Raw genomic sequence first — 23873 nt, 5'->3', positions numbered from 1 at the left:
GCTGATTTGTAGCGAAAGTGGTTAAGTGTTGCTTTGTTCTATTCAACCCTTCTTTTTTAAAGCAGGCGAATTCATATTTAAGTGTATAAATTCGCCAGATCTCTAGATTTTAACCCATCCTTGTCTCATGGGTGAGTTCGTAATACTGTTCTAAACCCCACATGCGTTGCAGCCAAATCAAACTCTTGCGGATATCGACTACTATTTCGATAACGAGAGCAATAACTTGAAGCACATAAGAAAGAACCACCTTTAATCACATATTGGGTTGTTGCGATGCTTTGCTGACGCAGATCAGTATAATTTCCCATATGTTGATCATGCGCGCCTTGATATACAGAAGAGGTCCACTCCCAGACATTCCCAATCATATCGAACAATTGGAACGCATTGGCAGGGTAGCAGCCGACAGGTGCCACACCTGCAAAATGGTCTTCAACAGAATTATGCATTGGAAATTCACCTTGCCAATAATTGGCTTTTGGATGTTGATGGGCATCCTGAGGCGCTTGATGCAGTGGCGTATCGGTTTTTGAGCCCGCCTTTGCAGCATATTCCCATTCTTGTTCGGTAGGTAAATCTCGTCCTAACCAAACTGCGTAATGTTCAGCATCATTTTTGGTCACATAGCGAACAGGTTCAGCAGGGCGTGGAGCTTGACCCGAAGCGCCATTAGGCGTTTTCCAAGTGTAATCAGACTTGAGTTGCCACCACTGATTAGGCTTATTGGCATCTGGTGAAAATACAGCTGCCTGTTTCTGTTGCTCTGCGTCGGTTACATAGCCGGTTGCTTTTACAAAACTACTAAACTGCGCCACAGTCACTTCGGTTTGATCGATCCAGAAACCCTCAACTTGACGTTGTTTTTGCCCAAAATTGAGTTCATCGGGATAGGCTTTATCGGAGCCGAGCTGAAATGAACCTTTGGCAATCCAAACCATACCTGCTGTTGGCTTTTTTTGCCATGCATTGGGTAAACCTGAATAGTGTTCGCATTGCTGCAATGAACCAAGTGGTATAGAAGCTTTGCTGGTTTGTTTGGGAGAATGGTGCGAGTCGGGCGTAGCTTTATTGCAGCCTGTTACAAGGAACAGGCTACATAGTGAAATTAAAAGAGGGCTAAACTTCATTGAATGTTGTATTCCTTCACCCCATTTTGTTGGGTATATTTGTTATACACATCAAGTAGTTCTTGTAGTTTTACTGGGTTATTTTGTGCAAGGTTTTGGGTTTCACCACGGTCATTTTTTAAGTTATATAATTCCCAAGCTCCCGTTCCTAGCTCTGCTTTACCTTGTAAAGCAATTTTCCATTCGCCTTGACGCGCATATTTACTGCCATGCAATTCATCTGCAAAACTAAAGTTTACAGGACGAATCGCCTGTGCTTTATTTTCAAGCACCGATTTCCACGAGTAACCGCTTGGGGTATTAATCTGACGACCTTTATATTGACTTTGTGGGACAGCAATATTGGCATAATCTAAAACAGTTGGGAAAACATCGAGCACTGAAGCAAAACCATGATAGGTTGCTTGCGCTTTATTTTGATGAGGAAGTTTAACAATGGCTGGTGCTGTGGTTGCACCTTCACCCGCAGTATCTTTCCATAAATGGAAAGGTGCAGCACTGACTTCAGCCCAACGCGGACCGACATAGTGATAAGAACTGGATGTACCGACATTGTTCACCCGATTATCAAAACCTGATTCAGCCCCATAACTACCACGAATAAAGCCTTCAGCTCCATTATCTGAAACAAAGAAAATTAAAGTATTGTCGTATAAGTTATTGCGTTTTAAATACTCAATCACGCGTCCAATATTGGCATCAAGGTTTTCGACCATACCCGCATAGATTTCCATTCTGCGTGCTTCTAAGACTTTTTGCTCTGCGGAAAGTTCATTCCATTTGCCATATTTTTGTGGTGCATTTTTTGTCGCAATCGGTTCGGCTGCAGTAAAGTTAGCTGGAATTAGACCAAGTTGTTTTTGGCGGGCAATACGACCATTACGGATCACATCATAACCAGCATCGTAAACGCCACGATAACGGTCACGATATTCAGCTGGGGCTTGTAATGGCCAATGAGGCGCGGTGTAAGCAGCATAGGCAAAGAATGGTTTTCCTGAATTTTTACCTGACTCTAAATAACTAATTAGCTTATCGGTGAAGTAATTGGTTGAGAAAAAATCATCGGGTAATGCTGAAATTGGAACAACTTTACCATCCTCCGTATAGGTGGCATTACGTTTATATGCACTAGGCGCTTGTTTAAAGTGTAAATCTAGACCTTGCAATAGCGTAAATGAATGATCGAAGCCTTTTACATGTGCGTTAGTTTCAGCGGTTAAACCGAGGTGCCATTTTCCACTGATATAGGTTCGGTAGCCATTATCTTTAAGCACTTCTGCTATTGAGAGTGAGCGCTCATTTAAGTAGCCCTCATAACCCGGCTGGCCTTTTAAGTGGGCAGGAGTGAGTTCAGCCATAGCCCCAATACCAGCTAAGTGATGGTCTGTACCCGAAATCAATTGTGAACGCGTCGGTGAGCAGGTCGGGGCAGTATGGTAGTCCGTTAAAATACGACCTTCTTTGGTCAATGCGTCAATATTTGGGGTGTGTATTTCTCCACCAAATGCCCCTAAATCCGAATAACCTAAATCATCAGCCATGATAAATAAAATATTCGGTTGTTTCTTGGTTTCCACCACAGTATTTGAATGGTCTGAATCATTATTACATGCTGAAATAGAAAGACTGATTAATGCAATAGAAAGTGTTGTAAGCAGATTTTTATGAGACATACGTGTCGACTTAGTTTTTTAAAAAATTAGGCTGAGTTTAGAGCGTTAATTTTTATGGTAAAAATAATTAAAATTTGATTGTTAATCTGAAAAAAAGAAAAGCCCTCAATATGCTTCCGAATAGATGTTGAAATCATTTAAAAGTAAGTATGTTGAGCTGTTTAATAAAACCAAAATACTTCTAGGCTTAAAAAAATAAGCACCATCAGCTTATAGCAAGGCCTTGGATATGCTTTAGGCATATTAGGAAAGTTTTATATTCGTGATAGTTTAATACATGATATTCAAATACACCTTTGTAATATCATTGGTTTTAGCATAGCAACAATTTGAATTTATCCAGTTCTACAATTTAATCTGATTAAACTTTAAACGCCGATGTAAATAAACAAGTCACTTTGATTGCGAAGGAATGTTTTTTAAACAAAAATATACAGAACTGTCTGTTTTTATGTTGATGGTGTATTGATTAATTGAAGATTATTGTGATAAATTCTACAGAATTAGAGGGAGATCTTTTTTAAAGATTCTTGATGCCTTGATCCTATTTCCCTTCCCCAAGGGAAATAGGAGTTTTTAAGGATTAATAAAAAACAACAGATAAAGATGTTTATAAAAGACTGAAAATACATTATCTCAATGGGAACATAGATAAATTTTATAAAATAACACATTTGTATGAATTCTACTTTTAAGAGTGAAAATACAAATCTATAGGTAAGTATTACGATGAAAATTTATGAAATGATATTTCATAAAGGAACTTATGAACAAACACGCTTATTTTATATTCAGAATAATAAAGCTTCACGTCAGCATTTTATTGAAAATATGCGTTTAGAACTTGAGCAAGAACTCAAGGACTTCAATCTCAGTTGTAAGTCTCAGTATAAGCATGATTTATTTGCCTTGTACAAAAAAGTCCAAAAAGAAAGCCACTTACATTTAGATGCGATGGAAGATGAATTTATACAAAATTCAAAAGCCATTTTTGATCAATGTATTTGTTTAATTGTTAAAAGTCATGAGGTTTTAAATGTTGTAAAACCGCTGATTTAAAAAAGTATCAGTCAAAATAAATAATCATTAAAAATCAAATCTATAAATTGGTAAGTTGGTGGTTTTATTGTCTTCAATCATAGTACAGTCAATTGCCGTTGTGCTAATTCATAGCCTTGATCTGCGGCTTTTTTCAGCCATTCTTTTGCTTTATTGATATCTTGAGGTAGACCTAAATTTCCATCTAGGTATAGAGATCCCAATTTAAATTGTGCTGTCACATCACCATTTTCAGCCGACTTAAGATACCAATAATTTGCAAGATCTAGATCTTTCTTGATATTTTTCCCATCTGAATATTCTTCAGCTAAATTGTATTGTGCCATCGCATTGTTCTGATTTGCAGATTTGGTCAGCCATTCAATACCTTTACGGGTATTTTTACCGACACCTGAGCCCCATAAATAACTCATTGCTAAACTGAGTTGAGATTCTGAATCACCCGCTTCTGCGGCTTTTTTAAACCAAAAAACACCTTTTTCTTCATCAAAGGACACACCCTGATTGCCACTGCTATAAAGATAACCCACTTGGTATTGCGCTTTTACGTCCCCATTGTTGGCTTTTTCGAGTAGCGCTTCAAAACTTTCTGCAAATACAAGTGTAGTGGGAAAAAATGTAACTATAATCAGAGGGTACATCAGCTTTTTTATTTTAAATTTCATCATTTTTTCAATCATTTGTGTCTTTTAATCATTAAAATTAAAGTGCAAAATTAAGTTATAGTCAACTTAATTTGAGCCAAGATTTATTCTATTTTGTTTTTCAAGCTTAGCTCCCTTGGGAACTAAGCTTACCTAAATAATGAAAATGAAGAGCTTATATCACTCGACAAATTTGGGTAAAAGAAGCAGTTAATGCTGTACAAAATCATCTAAGCACTTGCATGTTTAGTGGTGAGCAGCATTAAAGCATCGTCCTAAGTATCCAGCTTACATATTTGGATAATTAGGCCCACCACCACCTTCCGGTGTTACCCACGTGATATTCTGAGATGGATCTTTGATATCACAAGTCTTACAGTGAACACAGTTTGCAGCATTAATCTGGAAGCGCTTAGAACCATCATCATTTTCCATAATCTCGTAAACACCAGCAGGGCAATAACGTTGAGCTGGCTCATCCCATTTTGGTAAGTTGACATTGATTGGAATCGAAGCATCGGTCAGCTTTAAGTGCGCTGGCTGATTCTCTTCATGTACGGTATTGGATACAAATACAGAAGATAAACGGTCAAAGGTTAATTTACCGTCTGGCTTTGGATAAGTTGGTTTAAATGTCGCAGCATCTACAGTTTTTAATGCACTAAAGTCAGGTGCAAGGTCATGTAGGGTAAATGGCACTTTAAAGATATTTTGATCGATAAAGTTAAATGCACCACCCATCCATAAACCAAATTTATGCATCGCTGGACCAAAGTTACGTGAACGATGTAACTCTTCTTTTAACCAATTGTTGTTGAATTTGTCCGTATAGGCAGTCAATTCTTTAGCAAAGAAGTCTTCGCCTTCAGCGACACGCGCCACTGCTAAATCGCCACCTTTCTCATGACCGGCTTGGATTGCTTCAAATACAGCTTCACCGCACAACATACCCGATTTCATCGCAGTATGAGAGCCTTTGATTTTAGCAAAGTTTAAGAAACCAGCATCATCACCAATTAAGCAACCGCCAGGGAAGGTCAGTTTAGGTAGAGAGTTTAGACCGCCTTTAACAACTGCACGTGCGCCATAAGAAATACGCTTACCGCCTTCAAGATATTGCTTGATCAGTGGGTGTGTTTTCCAACGTTGCATTTCAGCAAAAGGATACATGTGTGGATTTTCATAAGATAAATCGACAATCATACCCAAGGTCACTTGGTTGTTTTCAGCGTGATATAACCACCAGCCGCCTGAAGAACCTGTTTCTGCCAAAGGCCAGCCTGAACCGTGCATCACTAAACCTGGTTTATGTTTTGCAGGGTCGATTTCCCAAAGCTCTTTGATTCCGATACCGTAATGTTGCGGATTAGCATCTTGATCTAAGTTGTATTTTGCAATCAGACGTTTACCGAGATGTCCACGGCAACCTTCTGCAAAAATTGTGTATTTTGCATGAAGTTCATAGCCAGGAGTAAAGTTATGAGTAGGTTCACCATCTTTACCAATACCCATATCACCAGTTTGGATACCTTTTACAGAACCATTTTCATGATAAAGGATTTCTGAAGCAGCAAAGCCAGGGAAGATAGAAACTTCTAACTCTTCCGCTTTTTGACCTAACCAACGAACCACATTACCCAATGAAATAACATAGTTACCATCATTGTGCATGGTTTTAGGAACCATCCAATGCGGTGCTTCTTGTGACTTTTCAGCAGACATGAGGAAATAAGTTTTGTCCTCAGTCACAGGTACATTTAAAGGTGCACCTTGTTCTTTCCAGTCAGGGAAAAGTTCATTGATTGCACGAGGTTCAAGTACAGCACCAGAAAGGATATGCGCACCAACTTCAGAGCCTTTTTCAACCACACAGACAGAAAGGTCTAGAAGATTGTTTTCAAGCGCTAATTGACGAATTTTAATCGCAGCAGAAAGACCCGCAGGGCCTGCGCCTACGATCACTACGTCAAACTCCATTGACTCTCGTTGTAAATCTTTCATAAAAAGAAATCCTATTTCGCTTGGCGGTATTTTAATTTATTGGGCTAAAAATATCAAATAAAAAAGCATCAAAAAAGGGCTGCTTGATGAGCAAATTCAAAATGATACCCACAAAAAAGCCAGCTAGATTTAGCTGGCTTTAAAATGGGATAACTGATTTTACAAGGTCTACTTTTACGATTTTTGCGGATCGTAGAGTTTTTCCTTGATGAAGAGGGCAGGAATAACGCCGCAAATTAAATAAGCAGCTCCCATCACCACAAAACCTAAACCAATAGAACCACCCGACGCCAAGTAGCCAATCGTTGCAGGCGCAAGTGCTGCACCAAGACGCCCCACGTTATAGGCACCACCAATCGCTGTACCACGAATCGCTGTCGGGAAACTTTCCGTCATATAGGTGGCATTTACACCATAAGGAATACCGTATAAAAATCCGAAAGCGATCAATAAATATAAAATGTTGCTGGGTGAGTTATAAAAAACAATCAGTGGTAGAAAAATAGCAGTCCCAATCGCACCAAAGGCATAAGTAAAGCGACGACCAAGTTTATCAGCCATCATACCCGCAAGGACTTTACCGAGGATCATGGCGGTATAGGTACCGACCATATATGCGGTCATTTCCTTAAACTTCATGCCTAATTCACTTTCTAGATATGAAGGCATCCAGTTATTTACCCCATAATAACCAAATTGCAAGAAGCCTGCTGTGAGCGCCCACAAGATAAACATATTACGATTTCGTTTATCTTTAAAAATCAGTTTAAATGCTGAAGTTTCCTCAGAATTTTTATCGCGTGTTGGTTGTTGTAAACGAGACTGTTGCCATGCGAGTGGTTCAGGCACCAAAAGATGCATTAAAACAGCAATTAACACCGGTACAATGGCAACATAAAACAGCATACGCCAGCCATGATCTGGAATAATCCATCCAGCGAGTAGCGTTGCAACAATATAGCCAACCGTCCAACCTGCTTGTAAGGTACCCAATACCGTTGTACGGTAACGTGTAGGTACATATTCCGCCATCAAGGTATTGCAGGCAATATAAAGCGAGCCAAGTCCGAGAGAAGCAAAAAAGCGTAATAGTCCAAATTCAAGAAAGCTTTGGGTAAAGCCTAGTCCACATGTAAGTAGTGAGAAGGTGAGAATAGAAATAACCACGATCCGTACTCGACCAAATTTGTCACATGCCCATCCCCCAAATATTCCACCGACAGCCATACCCGCCAAGGTAAAACTACCCAGCATACCTGCCTGCACGGAACTTAAACCAAAATCTGCCTTAATACTGTTGAGACTATAAGACAGCAGCATCAGATCGGCACCATCCACCAACAAGGCTAAAAATGCAAAAACAAATGCAATTTTCCAAGTGTGAGGTTGTATTGAAGAGAGATGTGTATTGTAGTTTGTCGCCATAATCCATTACCTACATTTGATTTACAGCACTTCAAATCGTTTTAAAGTGCCTAAAAATTAATTAAGACGCAGCGCGAATCATATTTCGAGCAATAATCATTTGTTGAATTTGGGTGGTGCCTTCATAGAGACGGAATAAACGCACATCTCGGTAAAAACGCTCAATTGCATATTCACTGATATAGCCAGAGCCACCATGAATCTGTACGCAACGATCGGCTACGCGACCACACATTTCAGTGGCAAACATTTTTGCGCATGATGCTTCTGTACTAACGTTGTGCCCAGCATCACGTTGTCTTGCTGCATCTAAAACCATACATTGCGCTGCATAAATTTCTGCTTTGGAGTCAGCAAGCATGGCTTGAATCAGTTGAAATTCAGCAATCGCTTGTCCAAATTGCTTACGCTCAAGGGCGAATTTTAAGGTATCGTCTAACATACGTATGGCAGCACCGACACTGATTGCGGCTATATGTAAACGACCTTTATCCAAGACTTTCATTGCGGTTTTAAATCCTACACCTTCGACACCGCCAATCAGTGCTGAAGCAGGAACCCGACAGTTTTCAAAAATCACATCACAGGTATGGGCACCTTTTTGCCCCATTTTTTTATCTGTTTTACCTAGAGAGATTCCTGCGGTTTTGCGATCTACGATAAAAGCAGAAATTCCACCAGCACCTTTAATGTCTGGATTGGTTCGTGCCATCACCGTAAATACCCCTGCATGAGGTGCATTGGTAATAAAGCGTTTGGTGCCATTTAATATATAAAACTGACCTTCTTTTACAGCACTGGTTTTTAAAGAGGCAGCATCTGAGCCTGCATCTGGTTCAGTTAAGCAAAAAGAACTGATCACTTCACCACGTGCTAAACGGGGCAAGAAAAATGATTTTTGAGTTTCGGTACCATCAATAATCAGGCCACTCGAACCGATTCCATTATTGGTGCCGATCAGTGAACGAAAGGCAGGCGAAGTACGTCCAAGTTCAAAAGCGATGGACACCTCTTCTTCCATGGTCAAGCCAAGACCTTCGTATTCTTCTGGAATCGTCAGCCCAAACAAACCCAAAGCTTTCATTTGCTCAATGATGGCTTGAGGGATTTGATCTGTTTCCGCGACTTCATTCTCATGAGGAATAAGGACACCATCTACAAACTGTCGAATCATATCTACTAATTGTTTGAGTGTTTCCTGATCTCGAATCATAGTCTTGTCCTTTGTACAACATGTTGAAAACATCGAGCTGATGTTGCTAAAACCCTGCATATTGATGCGATAGTAATCAAAGGATCAGTAGAAAACAATATATTTTGAAAATTAATTTCGCAATGCGGTATATTGTGCTTGTTTTTCAGTTGGCTAATTATTTGATTTAATTAATCTATATTTGTTGAATAAAAATCATCACTTTTGATGAAAAAATTAAGTTTTATTTTTAAAGTTTTCTGTGTATATTAAAAATATATATCGCTATGCGAAATTTATGTTAAATAAATTTTCCTGTAGGAAATTAATCAAAGGTTAGTGGAATAAACATGGGTGCTTTAAATGGAATTCGTGTACTTGACTTAAGTCGAGTACTGGCTGGACCGTGGTGTGGACAGATTCTTGCCGATTTAGGCGCAGAAGTGATTAAGGTTGAAAGACCGAAACTAGGTGATGATACGCGTTCTTGGGGACCACCTTGGATGAAAGATGACGCCGGACAAGAGACACGAGAAGCCGCTTATTATCAGTCGACCAATCGTAATAAACTTTCTGTTGCAATTGATATTGCAAATCCTGAAGGGCAGGCGCTCATCAAAGCACTTATTCAAGATACCGATGTGGTCATTGAAAACTACAAAGCTGGTTCTTTGAAAAAATATGGCTTGGATTATGCTTCTTTATCAGAAATTAATCCTAAACTGGTTTATTGCTCGATTACGGGTTTTGGTCAAAATGGACCGAGAGCAGAAGAACCTGGCTATGATTTTATCATTCAAGGAATGGGTGGACTCATGTCCATCACGGGTGAAAAAGATGATTTACCCGGTGGTGGTCCGCAAAAAGTAGGTGTCGCATTTTCAGACTTATCAACGGGATTATATTCAACCATTGCCATACAAGCGGCTTTGCTCAATCGTCATATGACGGGTTTAGGGCAACATATAGATATGGCTTTACTTGATGTGCAAATTGCCACAATGGCAAATCAAGGAATGAATTATCTTTCATCTGGAAAAGTGCCGGTACGTTATGGCAATGCACATGCCAATATTGTGCCTTATCAATTATTTAAAGCCGCAGATCGAGAGTTTATCATTGCTTGTGGTAATGACACCCAGTTTATTCAACTGTGCAGAAGTATTGGTTTGCCAGAGTTACCCAATGATGTTCGATTTACCCGTAATGCAGATCGTGTTAAGCATCGTGATGAAGTAATAGAAATTTTATCAAAGCATTTTTTAAGCAAGACTGCCGATGAGTGGGTGAGTGCAATTTATGCTGCTAAAGTGCCTGTTGGTGTGATTAATAATCTAGAGCAAGCTTTTAATGAACCTCAAGTAATTGCGCGAGAGATGCTGGTAGAAATGCAACATCCTCAACGTGAAAAACTTACTGTGGTCGGTTCCCCGATTAAGCTTTCACGTACACCTGTAGAGTATAGAAATGCGCCTCCTTTATTAGGCGAACATACTCAAACAATCTTAGGTCGTATTATCTCTCCAGCAAAACTTGATGAGTTAAAAGCCAAAGGCGTGATAGGATAGTTTTTAAATAGATGATGTGAGCAGTCTAAAGCCATTTTTTTCAATAAAATAAGCAAATTTAGACTTTTCACATCGAGATGGATGCATCGTTTTATTTTCAAAGTGAATCAGATGATTGCTTTTTGCTATTTATAGAAAAAATAGATTATAATTTTCGCAGTGCGAAACAAATATGTGAATTGGTATAACCATGAATGATGCCGTAGATGCAGAACAAACAGAAAAATTATTAGCGCCTTTGAGGCATGAGTTATTGCATCCGATTGAAGATATGCAAGATGAAAATGATCGTCAATTTATTACAGCTTTAGGACGTGGTTTAGAACTCTTACGTTGCTTTACCCCAAAACATCAGCATTTGGGTAATCAAGAGTTATCACAAATGACGGGTTTGCCTAAACCGACCATTACCCGTTTAACGCACACATTGTCACGTTTGGGCTATATCAAGCAGGTCCCAAATTCAAGCAAATTTCAACTTTCAGTTGGGGTTTTGGCGTTTGGTTACTCCATGCTTTCTAATGTGTCTATCCGTAATATTGCACATCCCTATATGAAAAACTTAGCGGATTATGCGGGTGCTGCTGTGGCAATGGCAACGCGTGATCGTCTAAATATGATTTATTTGGATGTGGTACAAGGCAAGGGCAATATGACCATGCGTCGTCAAGTCGGTACTTATTTACCGATTCATTTAAGTTCAATGGGACGTGCATGTCTGGCTGCAATGCCTGAAGATGAAAGAGAGTTTTTACTTGATGCAATCCGTAGCAAACATAAAGACGATTGGATCAAGATTAACCGTGATTTAGATAAGGCATTTAAAGATTATCAAGATTTTGGTTATTGTTTTTCAATTGGTGAATGGCATAAAGATGTCAATTCAGTGGCAGTCCCCTTGATTCATGAACAACATGGTCTACTGGTATTTAACTGCGGCGGACCAAGCTTTATTATGAACCGCGAAAAACTTGAAGAGGATATTGCACCGCGTCTTCTCCACATGGTGAATAATATTCGTACTGAAATTAGCTAATTTTATTGCTTTAAAACTGAAAGGCCAGCAACGATCTACATTGTTGGCCTTTTTAATAAGATGCATGTTAAATAGTTTGCTTACGAAAAATAGGTGCTGTTTTTTCATCAATGCACTCAGTGCTTGTTTAAATTGGTCACCTTGCAAACAAAGTGAGAATACAGTGGACTCATGATCGATCAGATTTAATAAATTATCGACAAGCATAGGATGCTAAGAAATGAGCCTCTAAATATAAAATAGTGAGTGGAAAGAATATGAAAACCAAAATTACAGAATTATTTGAAATTGAACATCCGATTATTCAAGGCGGTATGCATTATGTCGGTTTTGCCGAGCTGGCTGCTGCAGTTTCAAATGCGGGTGGGTTAGGCATTATTACCGGTTTAACCCAGCGAACACCTGAAAATCTAGCAAAAGAAATTGCCCGATGTCGAGAAATGACCGATAAGCCTTTTGGTGTCAATCTAACTTTCTTACCCACAGTCAATACACCTGATTATCCGGGTTTTGTCGAGGCAATTATTAAGGGTGGGGTAAAAGTTGTAGAAACAGCAGGCCGTAATCCTGAACAGGTCATGCCTTATTTAAAGGCCGCTGGAATTAAAGTGATTCATAAATGTACTTCGGTTCGGCATAGTCTAAAAGCTCAAAAAATTGGATGTGATGCTGTTTCTGTCGATGGTTTTGAGTGTGGTGGGCACCCCGGTGAAGATGATGTACCGAATATGATTTTATTGCCTTTAGCTGCCGATACCTTAGAAATTCCATTTGTTGCATCAGGTGGTATGGCTGATGGACGCTCACTTGCTGCCGCTTTAGCCATGGGGGCGGATGGTATTAATATGGGAACACGTTTTATTGCAACTCAAGAAGCGCCAGTACATGCAAATGTGAAACAGGCGATCCTGAATGCTACAGAAAGAGATACTCGTTTAATTATGCGCGCTTTGCGTAATACTGAGCGCGTTATGAATAATGCAGCTGTAGAAAAAATTGTAGCCAAAGAAAAAGCACTTGGTGACCAGATTAAATTTGAAGATATCATTGAAGAAGTTGCAGGTGTTTATCCTAAAGTGATGATCGATGGTGATGTCAATGCTGGGGCGTGGTCATGTGGTTTGGTTGCCAGTCTGATCCATGATATTCCGACATGTGATGAACTGGTCAACCGTATTGTAAAAGATGCAGAAGACATTATTCGTGGACGTTTATTCGGGCTTTTATAAACATCTATTTGAGTTCAGCTTTATCTCGATGATGAAAGACTGCTTTTAAAGATCAGCACAACACTATGAATTGTGCTGATTTTTAGCATCTGCAAGACAATAATATAGACACAGCAGGGCAAAAACTAAGCCCAAGATACATACACCTGTCCAGCCAAAATGTTTCCATGCATAGCTTCCACTCGTGGTCCCTAAAGCACCGCCAGCGAAATAACCTGTCATATAGATGGCATTGAAACGTGAACGCAATTGTTGGTTAAGCTTAAAGACAATACTCTGATTGGTGACATGAACAGCCGAGAGCGAAGCATAAAGGATAAGTAAGGCAATGATATAAAAGATAAAATGATAAGAGAGCAACAAAAACAATAGCCAACTTAAAATCAGACCGATACCACAACATATCGAAATTTTATGAATATAGCCTTGATCAATAAATTTACCTGAAAAATTGGCAACGAATGTCCCTAAAACACCGACAAACCCAAATAAGCCAATCGTAAAATCACTGAAAAAATAAGGCGCAGGAGCTAAGAGTAAAGACATGGTGGTAAAGGTTAAGCTTACACAGGCAAAGGTTAATCCACCAATATAGGTTCTGATTCTTAGGCGACGATTTTGAATAAAGATTTGCGGCAGTGAGTGAATTGTTTTGAGATAATTTTCAGATTTGGTTGGAGGAAATAAGCCAATATTACGGTACAAAATAATCGCAATGAGCAATAATAAAAAACCGCTGAGCAGATAAATAACATTCCAAGCAAAAAGCGTCGACATCATCCCTGATAATGAGCGTGCCAATAAGACACCCATCATTAACCCACTCAGTAAAAAACCAACAACACGACCACTATGTTGAATTGGAACCAGACTGGCAGCCAGTGGTAACAACAGTTGGGCTGAACTAGAAAATAACCCTGTAATGATGGTACCGAACATTAACAGATAAATATTGTGGGAAAAACCACTAATAATTAGCCCAATTGAGGCAAGCAGCATAAATATAAACAACAACTTACGCTTTTCGAGAATATCCCCTAAAGGCATTAAAAACAGCAGACCTGCTGCATAGGTGATTTGCGCTAAAGTAGGCACCCATGCTGTGGTGGTATCTGCTAAATTTAAACTTAGACTAATGGAATGAATCAGTGGTTGGCTAAAATAATTCCCACCAGTACAGATGCCTGCTGCAACTGCCATTAAAATAATGGTTGGGGTATAGAGAGTGTTTTTCATCATGCCTATGGTTTGTCATTATGAAATCGGAACTTTAATTCACACAACCATGTATCTGCTGATTTTAAGCATCTGATTTTAAACATCGTTGTTAAGGCGTTTCACTCAAAGCATCTTGAATGTTGTGCACCATATGGATTAAACGGGGTCCAATTTCACCTTCAAGTTTTTCAGGGTTTAAATGAAAACTTGGTGCACCGCAGTTAAACACATAAAGACCATGTTTGGAGCTGACTAAAGGTACAGCAACAGAGTTTACTTCTTTATGCCATTCACCTAAAGAAAGGCAATATCCGTAATCTTGATAATCTCGGAAAGCTCGTTCTAAAGAACGTTTAATTGCAGGCCAGTTTTCAGCATTTTTTTGTTTAAGCGCATCCAGTAAAAAATTACGCTCACGTTCAGGTGTAGCCGCCAAGCAAGCTCGACCCATGGAACTGCTGTGAATGGGTAGGGTTGAGCCGATGGGACGGCGCATATTTAAAGCAGTTTCGATCTGAACCACATCGATATAGACCATGTTTAAACGGTCACGGGTTGCCATCGCAACCGGTGCTTGTACATATTGGCTCATTTCTTCCATATAGCGATGTGCAATATTACGGATAGAAATATTGGACAAGGCTGCATAGCCTAAAGATAAAACACCGATATCCAAGGTATATTTGGTGGAGTTCGGTAGTTGTTTTAAATAGCCTAATGACACTAAGGTATTGGTTATCCGCGCAATGGTTGGTTTTGGTAAACCCGTCATTTTTGCCAGTTCTTGGTTACCCAAGACTTGATTGTTGGCAGAAAAACAACGTAATAGCTCTAAACCACGTGCCAAAGAAGCGATAAATTGGGGGTTATTTTCCCGATGAATATGTGAAATAGGATCAAGACGTATCTCATCAAAATTTATAGGTTGTTCAGTTTCTGAATTCTGAGACATTCAATACTCAAATATAATAAAGCAACAGTTTGGCTATTATATTTCGCTCTGCAAAATAAATCCATTCATCACTGCGCTGTTATGATGAATGGATACTCGGTTAGTGATTAAACAGTCAATGTTATGACACGTTTTCAATCACCATGGCTAAGCCTTGTCCTACGCCAATACATAAGCTAACGACAGCATATTTCTTATTGCGACGGATCAACTCACGCGAAACTGTCAGTGCAAGACGTGCACCAGAAGCCCCAAGTGGGTGGCCAATGGCAATTGCACCACCATTTGGGTTGACACGCGGATCATTAAAATCAACATCTAAACCTTTTAAGCAAGATAATACTTGTGAAGCAAAAGCTTCATTGATTTCAATGATATCCATATCATCTAAAGTTAGCCCTGCACGTGCAACGGCTTTTTTGATTGCTTCGATTGGGCCAGCACCCATAATACGAGGTTCAATACCTGCTGCCGCTGCTGACAAGATTTTTGCCATTGGCTTTAAGCCATATTTTTGTCCCGCTGCTTCGGAACCGATGAGTAGTGCAGCAGCACCATCGTTAATACCCGACGCATTTCCAGCAGTGACGACACCACCTTCAAATAATGGTTTTAATTTGGTTAAGGCTTCAACCGTTGAGCTTGGGCGAGGATGTTCATCTTCAGAAACCAGTTTTGGCGGTAACTTTTTGCCTTGAAAGACTTCAATTGGGGTAATTTCACCAGTAAAAAAGCCGTCTTGTTTGGCTGTTTGATACTTGGCTTGTGATTGGGCAGCAAATAAATCTGCTTGCTCACGGGTAATGCCAAACTCAACTGCGACATTGTCACCAGTTTCAGGCATTGAGTGACCACCGTATTGCGCAATCAGCTTTTTGTTTGGAAAGCGTGAGCCAATTGTGGTGTCGTAAATTTTGGCCTCACGGCTATAGGCAGATTCAGCTTTACCCATCACAAATGGGGCACGTGACATGCTTTCTACACCACCTGCAATATACAAGTCGCCTTCGCCACAGGTAATGGCACGTGCAGAGTCAATCACAGCACCTAAACCACTTGCACATAAACGGTTTACAGTTTGGCCGGGAACAGTTACAGGTAAGCCTGCGATTAATAGGGCATTTCTGGCAACGTTACGGCTATCTTCACCACCTTGGTTGGTATCGCCTAAAATAACATCTTCAATCGCTGCACCCGGAACCCCAGTTTTTTCAAGAAGCTTTTGTAAAACTGCCGCAGCTAAATCATCTGGACGTACTGAAGCAAGCTCACCTGCATGACGACCAATCGGGCTACGTAAACCATCATAAATATAGGCATTTAACATTGAGAAGTTCCTTTTCAAAATCCAGAATTAAAAGTAAGCGGTAAATTTAATGCGACACGACGTTGTAACCATGGGCTAGGGCGATAACGTGGGTCATAGGTCAGTGTTGAGATACGATTGAGAATGAGTAAGATTTTTTGGCTACCGATATGATCACCCCATTCAATAGGGCCAAATGGATAGCCTAAACCTAAACGGACTGCGGCATTGATATCATCGACACTGGCAATATTTTGTTGTGCAATATCACAACCTAAATTAATCACCATGGCTAAAACACGTTGTGCCACGAAGCCAATACTTTCAGCGATCATGCTGACCATAGCACCATCTAAATTAAACATAGAGTGGGCTGCTTGACGATACTCAGTGTTTGTCGCCAGTGACGGCATTAACGTTCTATGTTTGCTTATGCCATATAGCATATCTATGCCAACAGCTTGTTGTGGATTGACTTTTAAACGTGTCGCTGCTTGGGTGGTATCTTCACCGTAGCAAGCGAGTAAACATAAACTCTCAGGTAATGGTTCTAAACCTGTATCTAAGACAATATTTTGCTGGATTAAATAATCTTCCAGTTGTTGTTTATCTTCAGCAAAATCAGCTGCAATCCAAACTTTTGGATAGTTGGTTAAACGCTCAACAAACTGTGCGGGTTTTTCACCTGTTTTTGTGCCTGTTTCATAGTGGTAAAAGCCTTGATTAACTTTACGCCCAAGTTGTTTGGCTTCAAGCATTTGTTTGGTCAATGGATTGGGCTTGTAACGGGCTTCTTCATAGTATTGATGATAAATCGACTCCATTACAGGATGTGATACATCCAGTCCTGTTAAATCCATGAGTTCGAATGGTCCCATTCTAAAACCAACACCATCTCTTAAAATGCGGTCAATTTCACTGATGTCACAGACGTTTTCATTTAAGATTTTTAACGCTTCGGTGCCATAGGCGCGCCCCGCATGATTAATAATAAATCCTGGGGTATCTTTGGCAACAACAGGTCGATGACCAAATGCACGTGACAACTCATTTAATGCAGCTACAATGCGTGGATCCGTTTTTAATCCTTGGATTACTTCCACAACTTTCATCAGGGGTACCGGATTAAAAAAATGGAAACCGACTACACGTTGTGGTTTTTTACAGTTTGCTGCAATGGCTGTGATTGAAAGCGATGAAGTATTTGAGGCTAAAATAGTGGTGTCTGAAACGATCTCTTCAAGTTGTTGCATCAACGCTTGTTTAATATCTAAACGCTCAATAATCGCTTCCACAATCAAGTCGCAGGCTTTTAAATCTTCAAGTTGCGCTGCAACGATCAAATGTTTGTTGGCATTTTCCGCCTGTTCAGCGCTGATTTTATTTTTATCGACCAGCTTTTGAAAAGTTGCTGCCAGCTTTTCTTTGGCCTGTAGCGCAGCACCTTCTTTGGTGTCATATAAATAGGTGGTATGACCTGATTGTGCGGCAATTTGAGCAATACCGCTGCCCATAATACCAACACCAATTACAGCCATGCTTTGAATATCATAAGTCATGTCGATCATCCTGATAACTGATCCAGATTAAACGAAAAATTAGAGACGGAAAAAATAGAAACGAAAGAAACCAGTACAGTCTGGTGGGTTAACTCAGACATTGTTTATCACCATCAATCGGTAAAATTTGTCCAGAAATAGAGCAACCGCTTTCCGAGGCTAAAAATATACACAAATCGGCAATATGCTTTGGATTGACAAAATATTTGAGCGATTGATTTTTAAGTGCATTTTGCGTAACGGCATCCAAAGAAGTTTGAGCGACATCTGCACGCGCTTGTAACACCCGTTGAACACGTTCCCCATCCACTGCACCTGGAAGTATGGCATTGACTCGAATATTGTCTGCACCCAGTTCCATCGACAATGTTTTGGTAAAACCAATTAATCCCCATTTAGAGGTCGCGTAAGCCAAACGATATGGATAGCCCAAACGTCCAGCGATCGATGACATATTGATAATGACACCTGCTTCCGACTGTTTTAAAAAGGGGATAGCGAGTTGGGTGATAGCAAAGGTACTATTTAAATTAAGGTTTAATACTGCACTCCAATCGGCAAAACTCAATTCTTCTGCTGCGATGGTTGGACCAGAAATCCCTGTATTATTGACCAGAACATCAATATGCCCCAGTTTGCTGATGGCATCACTAAACATAGATTTGATTTCATCATGGTTAGATAAATCACATGCATAAATATGTAGTGCAGGATAGGCCTTTTGGAATTGCGCTAAGCTTTCTGCATTGATATCACAAACGAAAACTTCATCGTGATGTGCTAAGAATGCTTCTGCAATACATCGTCCAATTCCTGAACCGCCTGCACTAATCAATACTTTTCTAGCCATTTCTATTCCATTGTTGTTATCGATTAAACTTATTTGCCTTGATATGATGGTTTACGCTTTTCAATAAATGCTTGAATGCCTTCATTTTTATCTTCGGTCGAAAACAACAATTGAAATGATTTACGCTCCAATGCCAAACCTGCATTTAATGGAACATCTTCGCTCATTAATGCAACTTCTTTGATTTGTTGTAGGGCAATCGGTGGCATTTTTGCTAGACTTTGCGCCATTTGAATGGCAGTTGGGATGGTCTGGTCATCTTCAGTAACTTGGGAAACCAGTCCAATGCTATATGCTTCTTCGGCTTTGACCATTACACCCGTCATGATCATACGCATCGCGTGGAATTTACCCACTGCACGAAAGAGACGTTGGGTTCCACCAGCACCAGGCATTAAACCGACTTTAATTTCAGGTTGACCAAAAGTTGCGCCTTTACCCGCAATAATAATGTCGCTATGCATGGCAAGTTCACAACCGCCACCCAGTGCATAACCATTTACAGCAGCAATCACGGGTTTAGGACATTGCGCAATTGCATTCCAATAACGTTCTGTATGACGTAGCAACATTTCTGTGGAGGTTGCGCTTGCCATTTCTTTTAAATCTGCACCTGCGGCAAAAACTTCTTCACCACCTGTGAGCACAATGGCATTGATCTGGTCATTAAAACTTAACTCAGTAAACACTTGAGCCAGTTGCTGACGTACCTGTGTATTTAAGGCATTTTTAGCCTCTGGACGATTAATCTTCACGATCGCTACTTTCTGAACAGAATAGTCAACTTCAATGAAACTGTTCCCTGTTATTTCACTCATTTTTGATTCCTTGTTTCGCAGATCAAAACTATGTTTCTTTAATAATGCGTGTTTTGAAATTTATTTCAAGTATTTTTTATGCCTCTTGATACTTTATCGTCTGCATATTTTTCTAAGTGATTGATATTTAATATTGGTGGAGTATAAAATTTCGCTTAATGAAATTAATTTTCAAAAAAGCTTGAAATTTGTGTTTTTAATCTCGTACTATGAAACACATTCGCAGTAAACAAGATTTAAAACAGGGTATGCATTACCCAGCTGGAATAGCTGATGGATGCAATGAAGCTACAAAAGAAGGGAGATCATAGATGATCCGTGATGAAGGAATGTTGCAACAGTTGCTCACAACAATTCGTGACTTTGTAAAAAATGAATTGATTCCACGTGAGCATGAGGTTGCCGAGCAGGACAAAATTCCTGAAGATATCGTGCAACAAATGCGTGAGTTAGGTTTGTTTGGGTTAACCATTCCAGAAGAATATGGTGGATTGGGAATTACCATGGAAGAGGAGGTGAATGTTGCATTTGAACTTGGACAAACTTCACCAGCATTCCGTTCACTGATTGGTACCAACAATGGTATTGGTTCAAGTGCGATTTTGATTGATGGCACAGAAGAACAAAAACAAAAATATCTTCCTCGTTATGCCAGCGGTGAAATTATTGGTTCATTTTGCTTAACCGAACCTGAGGCAGGTTCAGATGCCGCCTCTTTAAAAACCAGTGCAGTCAAGGATGGTGATTTTTACGTTTTAAATGGTACCAAACGCTTTATTACCAATGCACCACATGCTGCTACTTTTACCGTGATGGCGCGGACCAATCCTGATATTAAAGGTGCAAGTGGTATTTCTGCATTTTTAGTTGAAGCCAATACGCCTGGGATTAGTTTGGGAAAAATCGATCAAAAGATGGGACAAAAAGGTTCTCATACTTGTGATGTGATTTTTGAAAACTGCCGCGTTCCAGCATCAGCACTGATTGGTGGGATTGAAGGTATTGGTTTTAAAACAGCCATGAAGGTTTTAGATAAAGGTCGTTTACATATTGGTGCATATAGCGTCGGTGTGGCTGAACGGATGTTAAATGACGCACTTCACTATGCCATTGAGCGCAAACAATTTGGTCAGCCGATTGCTAATTTTCAATTGATCCAAGCCATGCTTGCAGACTCAAAAGCTGAGATTTACGCGGCAAAATGTATGGTGCTCGATGCTGCGCGTCGCCGTGATAATGGTGAAAACATTAGTACAGAAGCATCTTGTTCAAAAATGTTTGCCACTGAAATGTGTGGTCGGGTCGCAGATCGCTGCGTACAAATTCACGGTGGTGCTGGTTATATCAGTGAATATGCCATTGAACGTTTTTATCGTGATGTGCGTTTGTTCCGTTTATATGAAGGAACCACGCAAGTTCAACAATTGATTATCGCAAAAAACATGATTAGGGACGCTACGGCCTAATAACAATTAGATGCCATGAGGCAGGGGATGCCTCATATTCCTTCTGAGGATATGGACATGACAACGGAAACAGTTACACAAAATAATAGCGGTAATAATGGTGCTGGAGAGGTGATTCAGACACCCAAAAAGATTTGGATTACGGCCTTTATCTTTGCATTTTTTACTTTGCTTTGTGATGGCGCAGATTTAGGCTTTTTAGCGTTAAGTTTGACCAGTTTAAAGGCTGAGTTTCATCTGAGCGGTGTACAAGCAGGAACATTAGGCAGTTTGACACTGTTAGGTTCCGCTGTGGGGGGATTAGTCGGTGGATGGGCTTGTGATCGCTTTGGCCGAGTACGCGTGATTGTATTCTTTATTGCTTTTTCTTCTGTTCTGACCTGTGCATTGGGTTTTACGCATTCATATATGCAATTTGCGATTTTAAGAACAGTCGGTGCAATGGGCTTAGGCGCACTTTATATTGCCTGTAATATTTTAATGTCTGAAATGGTACCGACCAAACATCGTTCTACAGTGTTGGCAACACTGATGACGGGCTATACCTTGGGGTCTTTACTTGCGACTTTATTGGCAGGTCATATTATTCCTGAACATGGCTGGCGTTTCCTATATTGGCTTGCAATTACCCCGATTATTTTATCAGTACTGATGCATTTTATCGTACCTGAGCCTGAGTCATGGAAAAAAGCACGCCAATTAAAAGTCATTGCAACGCCACAAAATGCACAGCCTGTTAAACGTCAGAATCCGTATTGGGAAATTTTGAAAGATAAGAAACATGGCACCATGTTTGTGCTGTGGATTTTGAGTACCGGTGCTTTGCAATTTGGTTATTACGGGGTGAGTAACTGGCTGCCGGCTTATTTGGAATCTGATCTAGGAATCAAGTTTAAAGAAATGGCGATGTATATGGTCGGCACTTTCTTAATCATGATGTTTGCCAAAATTATTGCTGGGATTATTGCGGATAAATTGGGTCGCCGCGCTGTATTTGCATTCGGCACAATTGGCACAGCTCTATTTATTCCCGTGATTGTTTACCTTAACACGCCTGCCAATATTTTATGGCTCATGCTGTTCTTTGGTTTTCTATACGGCATACCGTATGCAATCAATGCCACGTATATGACTGAAAGTTTTCCAACCTCAATTCGAGGCTCGGCGGTTGGCGGTGCATATAACATCGGTAAAGTACTTTCAATTTTCTCTCCATTAACCATCGGTTATTTATCACAACATGGTTCGATTGGTTTAGGACTGTTGGTGATGGCTGGAGCGTACTTTATATGCGGTGTAATTCCACTGTTATTTATTAAAGACCGACTATTTAACCCGCAAAAGGCAGAGTGACAATTTGACCTGTCACGTCAATTTAAGGATGAAAAGGGACAAGCGAAATGATAAATAAAATCACCAGTGACATTGAACCGATTTTAAAGGCAATTCCTGATGGCGCAACCATCATGACCAGTGGTTTTGGTGTGACAGGTCAGCCTGCGGAACTGATTGAAGCCTTAATCGATTTAGGTAAAAAAGAGCTGACCATTGTCAATAACAATGCTGCCTCTGGTGATCGTGGTTTGACCAAGCTGATCATTGCAGGTTGTGTCAGAAAAATGATCAGTTCATTTCCAAAGTCAGCAGGTTCGACTGTATTTCAAGACTTATATCGTGCAGGAAAGATTGAATTAGAACTGGTTCCACAGGGCAACTTAGCCTGTCGTATTCAAGCGGCAGGTGCAGGTCTAGGTGCAATATTTACACCGACAGGCTATGGCACAAAAGTCGCAGAAGGCAAAGAAACCAGAACCATTAATGGTCGAAACTATGTACTTGAGTATCCACTTGAAGCTGACTTTGCTTTGATTTATGCCGATCAAGCCGATCGTTGGGGGAATTTGACCTATCGTAAGGCAGCACGGAACTTTGGCCCGATTATGGCAAAAGCGGCAAAAACAACCATTGTTCAAGTGAATCATACTGTAGATCTAGGAAGCCTTGATCCTGAGTGCATTATCACACCTGGGATTTTTGTACAGCATGTTGTCAAAGTAGGAGATATCTAATGTCAGTTCAAAAACGTTCTCGTGAAGATATCGCTCAGTTGATTGCTCAGGATATTCCCGAAGGAGCTTATGTCAATTTAGGTATTGGTTTACCCACCAACGTTGCGAAGTATTTACCTCAAGACAAAGAAATCTTTCTGCACTCAGAAAATGGGGTTTTGGCCTTTGGCCCGCCACCCAAAGCAGGTGAAGAAGATGAGGACTTGGTCAATGCTGGAAAGGAGTTAGTGACTTTACTGGATGGTGGTTGCTTTATGCATCACGGAGATTCATTTGACATTATGCGTGGTGGGCATCTGGATATCTGCGTGATTGGTGCTTTTCAGGTCGCAGTGAATGGCGATTTAGCCAATTGGCATACTGGCAAAGCTGATGATGTCCCCGCTGTAGGTGGTGCAATGGATTTAGCGGTGGGAGCCAAGTCAATTTATGTCTATATGGAGCATGTCACCAAAAAGGGCGAAGCTAAAATTGTTGATGTACTGAGTTATCCCATTACAGGGGAGCAGTGTGTAGATCGTATTTATACCGATTTATGCATTATTGAATTAAAAGGTCACAAAGCCTATGTCACTGAAATGGTTTCGGGGCTGAGTTTTGATGAATTACAGGCAGTAACGGGCTGCCCGTTGATAGATGCACGAGACGCTTAGTTTATAAGCGTAGGAAAAAAAG

20 protein-coding genes are annotated in these 23873 nt (G+C 40.2%); 8 read left to right on the top strand and 12 right to left on the bottom strand.

Annotated features, from left to right (window positions below; genetic code table 11):
- Positions 1–125 precede the first annotated feature (125 nt).
- Both F981_RS10955 and F981_RS10950 read right to left on the bottom strand, forming a co-directional pair.
- Positions 126–1130: an SUMF1/EgtB/PvdO family nonheme iron enzyme gene (locus F981_RS10955; RefSeq protein WP_004721484.1), complete on the bottom strand. Its 1005-nt coding sequence runs from the start codon at positions 1128–1130 to the stop codon at positions 126–128.
- Positions 1127–2806, bottom strand: coding sequence for an arylsulfatase (locus F981_RS10950; protein WP_004721482.1), 1680 nt, complete (start codon positions 2804–2806; stop codon positions 1127–1129). Before F981_RS10950 ends, F981_RS10955 begins: the two co-directional genes overlap by 4 nt.
- 729 nt (positions 2807–3535) lie before the next feature.
- Between F981_RS10950 and F981_RS10945 the strand changes: the two genes are divergently transcribed.
- Positions 3536–3865 (top strand): hypothetical protein, encoded by a 330-nt coding sequence (locus F981_RS10945; RefSeq protein ID WP_004721480.1) that lies wholly within the window; start codon positions 3536–3538, stop codon positions 3863–3865.
- A gap of 77 nt (positions 3866–3942) precedes the next feature.
- Here the strand turns inward: F981_RS10945 and F981_RS10940 are convergent, their stop codons facing one another.
- The 4 genes from F981_RS10940 to F981_RS10925 form a co-directional block, all read right to left on the bottom strand.
- Positions 3943–4530, bottom strand: a complete 588-nt coding sequence (locus F981_RS10940; protein WP_227515103.1) for a tetratricopeptide repeat protein — start codon at positions 4528–4530, stop codon at positions 3943–3945.
- A 267-nt stretch (positions 4531–4797) separates the two neighbouring features.
- A complete protein-coding gene (locus tag F981_RS10935; protein WP_004721475.1) occupies positions 4798–6510 on the bottom strand; it encodes an electron transfer flavoprotein-ubiquinone oxidoreductase in 1713 nt (570 codons plus the stop codon).
- Between the two features lie 174 nt (positions 6511–6684).
- Entirely contained in the window at positions 6685–7935 is a 1251-nt protein-coding gene (locus F981_RS10930) for an MFS transporter (RefSeq protein ID WP_004721472.1), read from the bottom strand.
- Between the two features lie 61 nt (positions 7936–7996).
- Complete coding sequence (locus F981_RS10925; RefSeq protein ID WP_004721470.1) at positions 7997–9148, bottom strand: acyl-CoA dehydrogenase family protein; 1152 nt, start codon at positions 9146–9148, stop codon at positions 7997–7999.
- Between the two features lie 329 nt (positions 9149–9477).
- Here F981_RS10925 and F981_RS10920 point away from each other — a divergent pair, with 329 nt between their 5' ends.
- From F981_RS10920 to F981_RS10910, 3 genes are all read left to right on the top strand, one after another.
- Entirely contained in the window at positions 9478–10695 is a 1218-nt protein-coding gene (locus F981_RS10920) for a CaiB/BaiF CoA transferase family protein (protein ID WP_004721468.1), read from the top strand.
- Between the two features lie 190 nt (positions 10696–10885).
- Positions 10886–11731: an IclR family transcriptional regulator gene (locus F981_RS10915; protein WP_004721467.1), complete on the top strand. Its 846-nt coding sequence runs from the start codon at positions 10886–10888 to the stop codon at positions 11729–11731.
- Between the two features lie 257 nt (positions 11732–11988).
- Positions 11989–12960, top strand: a complete 972-nt coding sequence (locus F981_RS10910; RefSeq protein ID WP_004721466.1) for an NAD(P)H-dependent flavin oxidoreductase — start codon at positions 11989–11991, stop codon at positions 12958–12960.
- A 63-nt stretch (positions 12961–13023) separates the two neighbouring features.
- Here the strand turns inward: F981_RS10910 and F981_RS10905 are convergent, their stop codons facing one another.
- The 6 genes from F981_RS10905 to F981_RS10880 all read right to left on the bottom strand — a co-directional run bounded on the left by F981_RS10905 (position 13024) and on the right by F981_RS10880 (position 19663).
- Entirely contained in the window at positions 13024–14199 is a 1176-nt protein-coding gene (locus tag F981_RS10905) for an MFS transporter (protein ID WP_004721465.1), read from the bottom strand.
- 88 nt (positions 14200–14287) lie between these two features.
- Positions 14288–15130 (bottom strand): IclR family transcriptional regulator, encoded by an 843-nt coding sequence (locus tag F981_RS10900; RefSeq protein WP_004721464.1) that lies wholly within the window; start codon positions 15128–15130, stop codon positions 14288–14290.
- A 121-nt stretch (positions 15131–15251) separates the two neighbouring features.
- A complete protein-coding gene (locus F981_RS10895) occupies positions 15252–16457 on the bottom strand; it encodes a 3-oxoadipyl-CoA thiolase (protein ID WP_004721463.1) in 1206 nt (401 codons plus the stop codon).
- 14 nt (positions 16458–16471) lie between these two features.
- A complete protein-coding gene (locus tag F981_RS10890; protein ID WP_004721462.1) occupies positions 16472–17995 on the bottom strand; it encodes a 3-hydroxyacyl-CoA dehydrogenase in 1524 nt (507 codons plus the stop codon).
- 88 nt (positions 17996–18083) lie between these two features.
- Positions 18084–18845 (bottom strand): SDR family oxidoreductase, encoded by a 762-nt coding sequence (locus tag F981_RS10885; RefSeq protein WP_004721461.1) that lies wholly within the window; start codon positions 18843–18845, stop codon positions 18084–18086.
- A 29-nt stretch (positions 18846–18874) separates the two neighbouring features.
- Positions 18875–19663 (bottom strand): enoyl-CoA hydratase, encoded by a 789-nt coding sequence (locus tag F981_RS10880; RefSeq protein WP_004721460.1) that lies wholly within the window; start codon positions 19661–19663, stop codon positions 18875–18877.
- Between the two features lie 311 nt (positions 19664–19974).
- On the opposite strand from F981_RS10880, the gene F981_RS10875 reads away from it, so the two are divergent.
- The 4 genes from F981_RS10875 to F981_RS10860 are packed head-to-tail and all read left to right on the top strand — an operon-like array spanning position 19975 to position 23851.
- A complete protein-coding gene (locus tag F981_RS10875; protein ID WP_004721459.1) occupies positions 19975–21129 on the top strand; it encodes an acyl-CoA dehydrogenase family protein in 1155 nt (384 codons plus the stop codon).
- A gap of 57 nt (positions 21130–21186) precedes the next feature.
- Entirely contained in the window at positions 21187–22482 is a 1296-nt protein-coding gene (locus tag F981_RS10870; RefSeq protein WP_016539715.1) for an MFS transporter, read from the top strand.
- 47 nt (positions 22483–22529) lie between these two features.
- Positions 22530–23198 carry a 3-oxoacid CoA-transferase subunit A gene (locus tag F981_RS10865; protein WP_004721455.1) on the top strand — a complete coding sequence of 223 codons (669 nt, stop codon included), beginning with the start codon at positions 22530–22532 and terminating at the stop codon, positions 23196–23198.
- Positions 23198–23851, top strand: a complete 654-nt coding sequence (locus tag F981_RS10860) for a 3-oxoacid CoA-transferase subunit B (RefSeq protein ID WP_004721453.1) — start codon at positions 23198–23200, stop codon at positions 23849–23851. The genes F981_RS10865 and F981_RS10860 overlap by 1 nt, the downstream gene beginning before the upstream one ends.
- The last annotated feature ends 22 nt before the right edge of the window (positions 23852–23873 follow it).

Origin of the sequence: Acinetobacter guillouiae CIP 63.46 (assembly GCF_000368145.1) — a bacterium.
Classification (GTDB): domain Bacteria; phylum Pseudomonadota; class Gammaproteobacteria; order Pseudomonadales; family Moraxellaceae; genus Acinetobacter; species Acinetobacter guillouiae.
The sequence above is the reverse complement of the archived record's forward strand: the minus strand, read 5'-3'. Positions and strand labels throughout refer to the sequence as shown.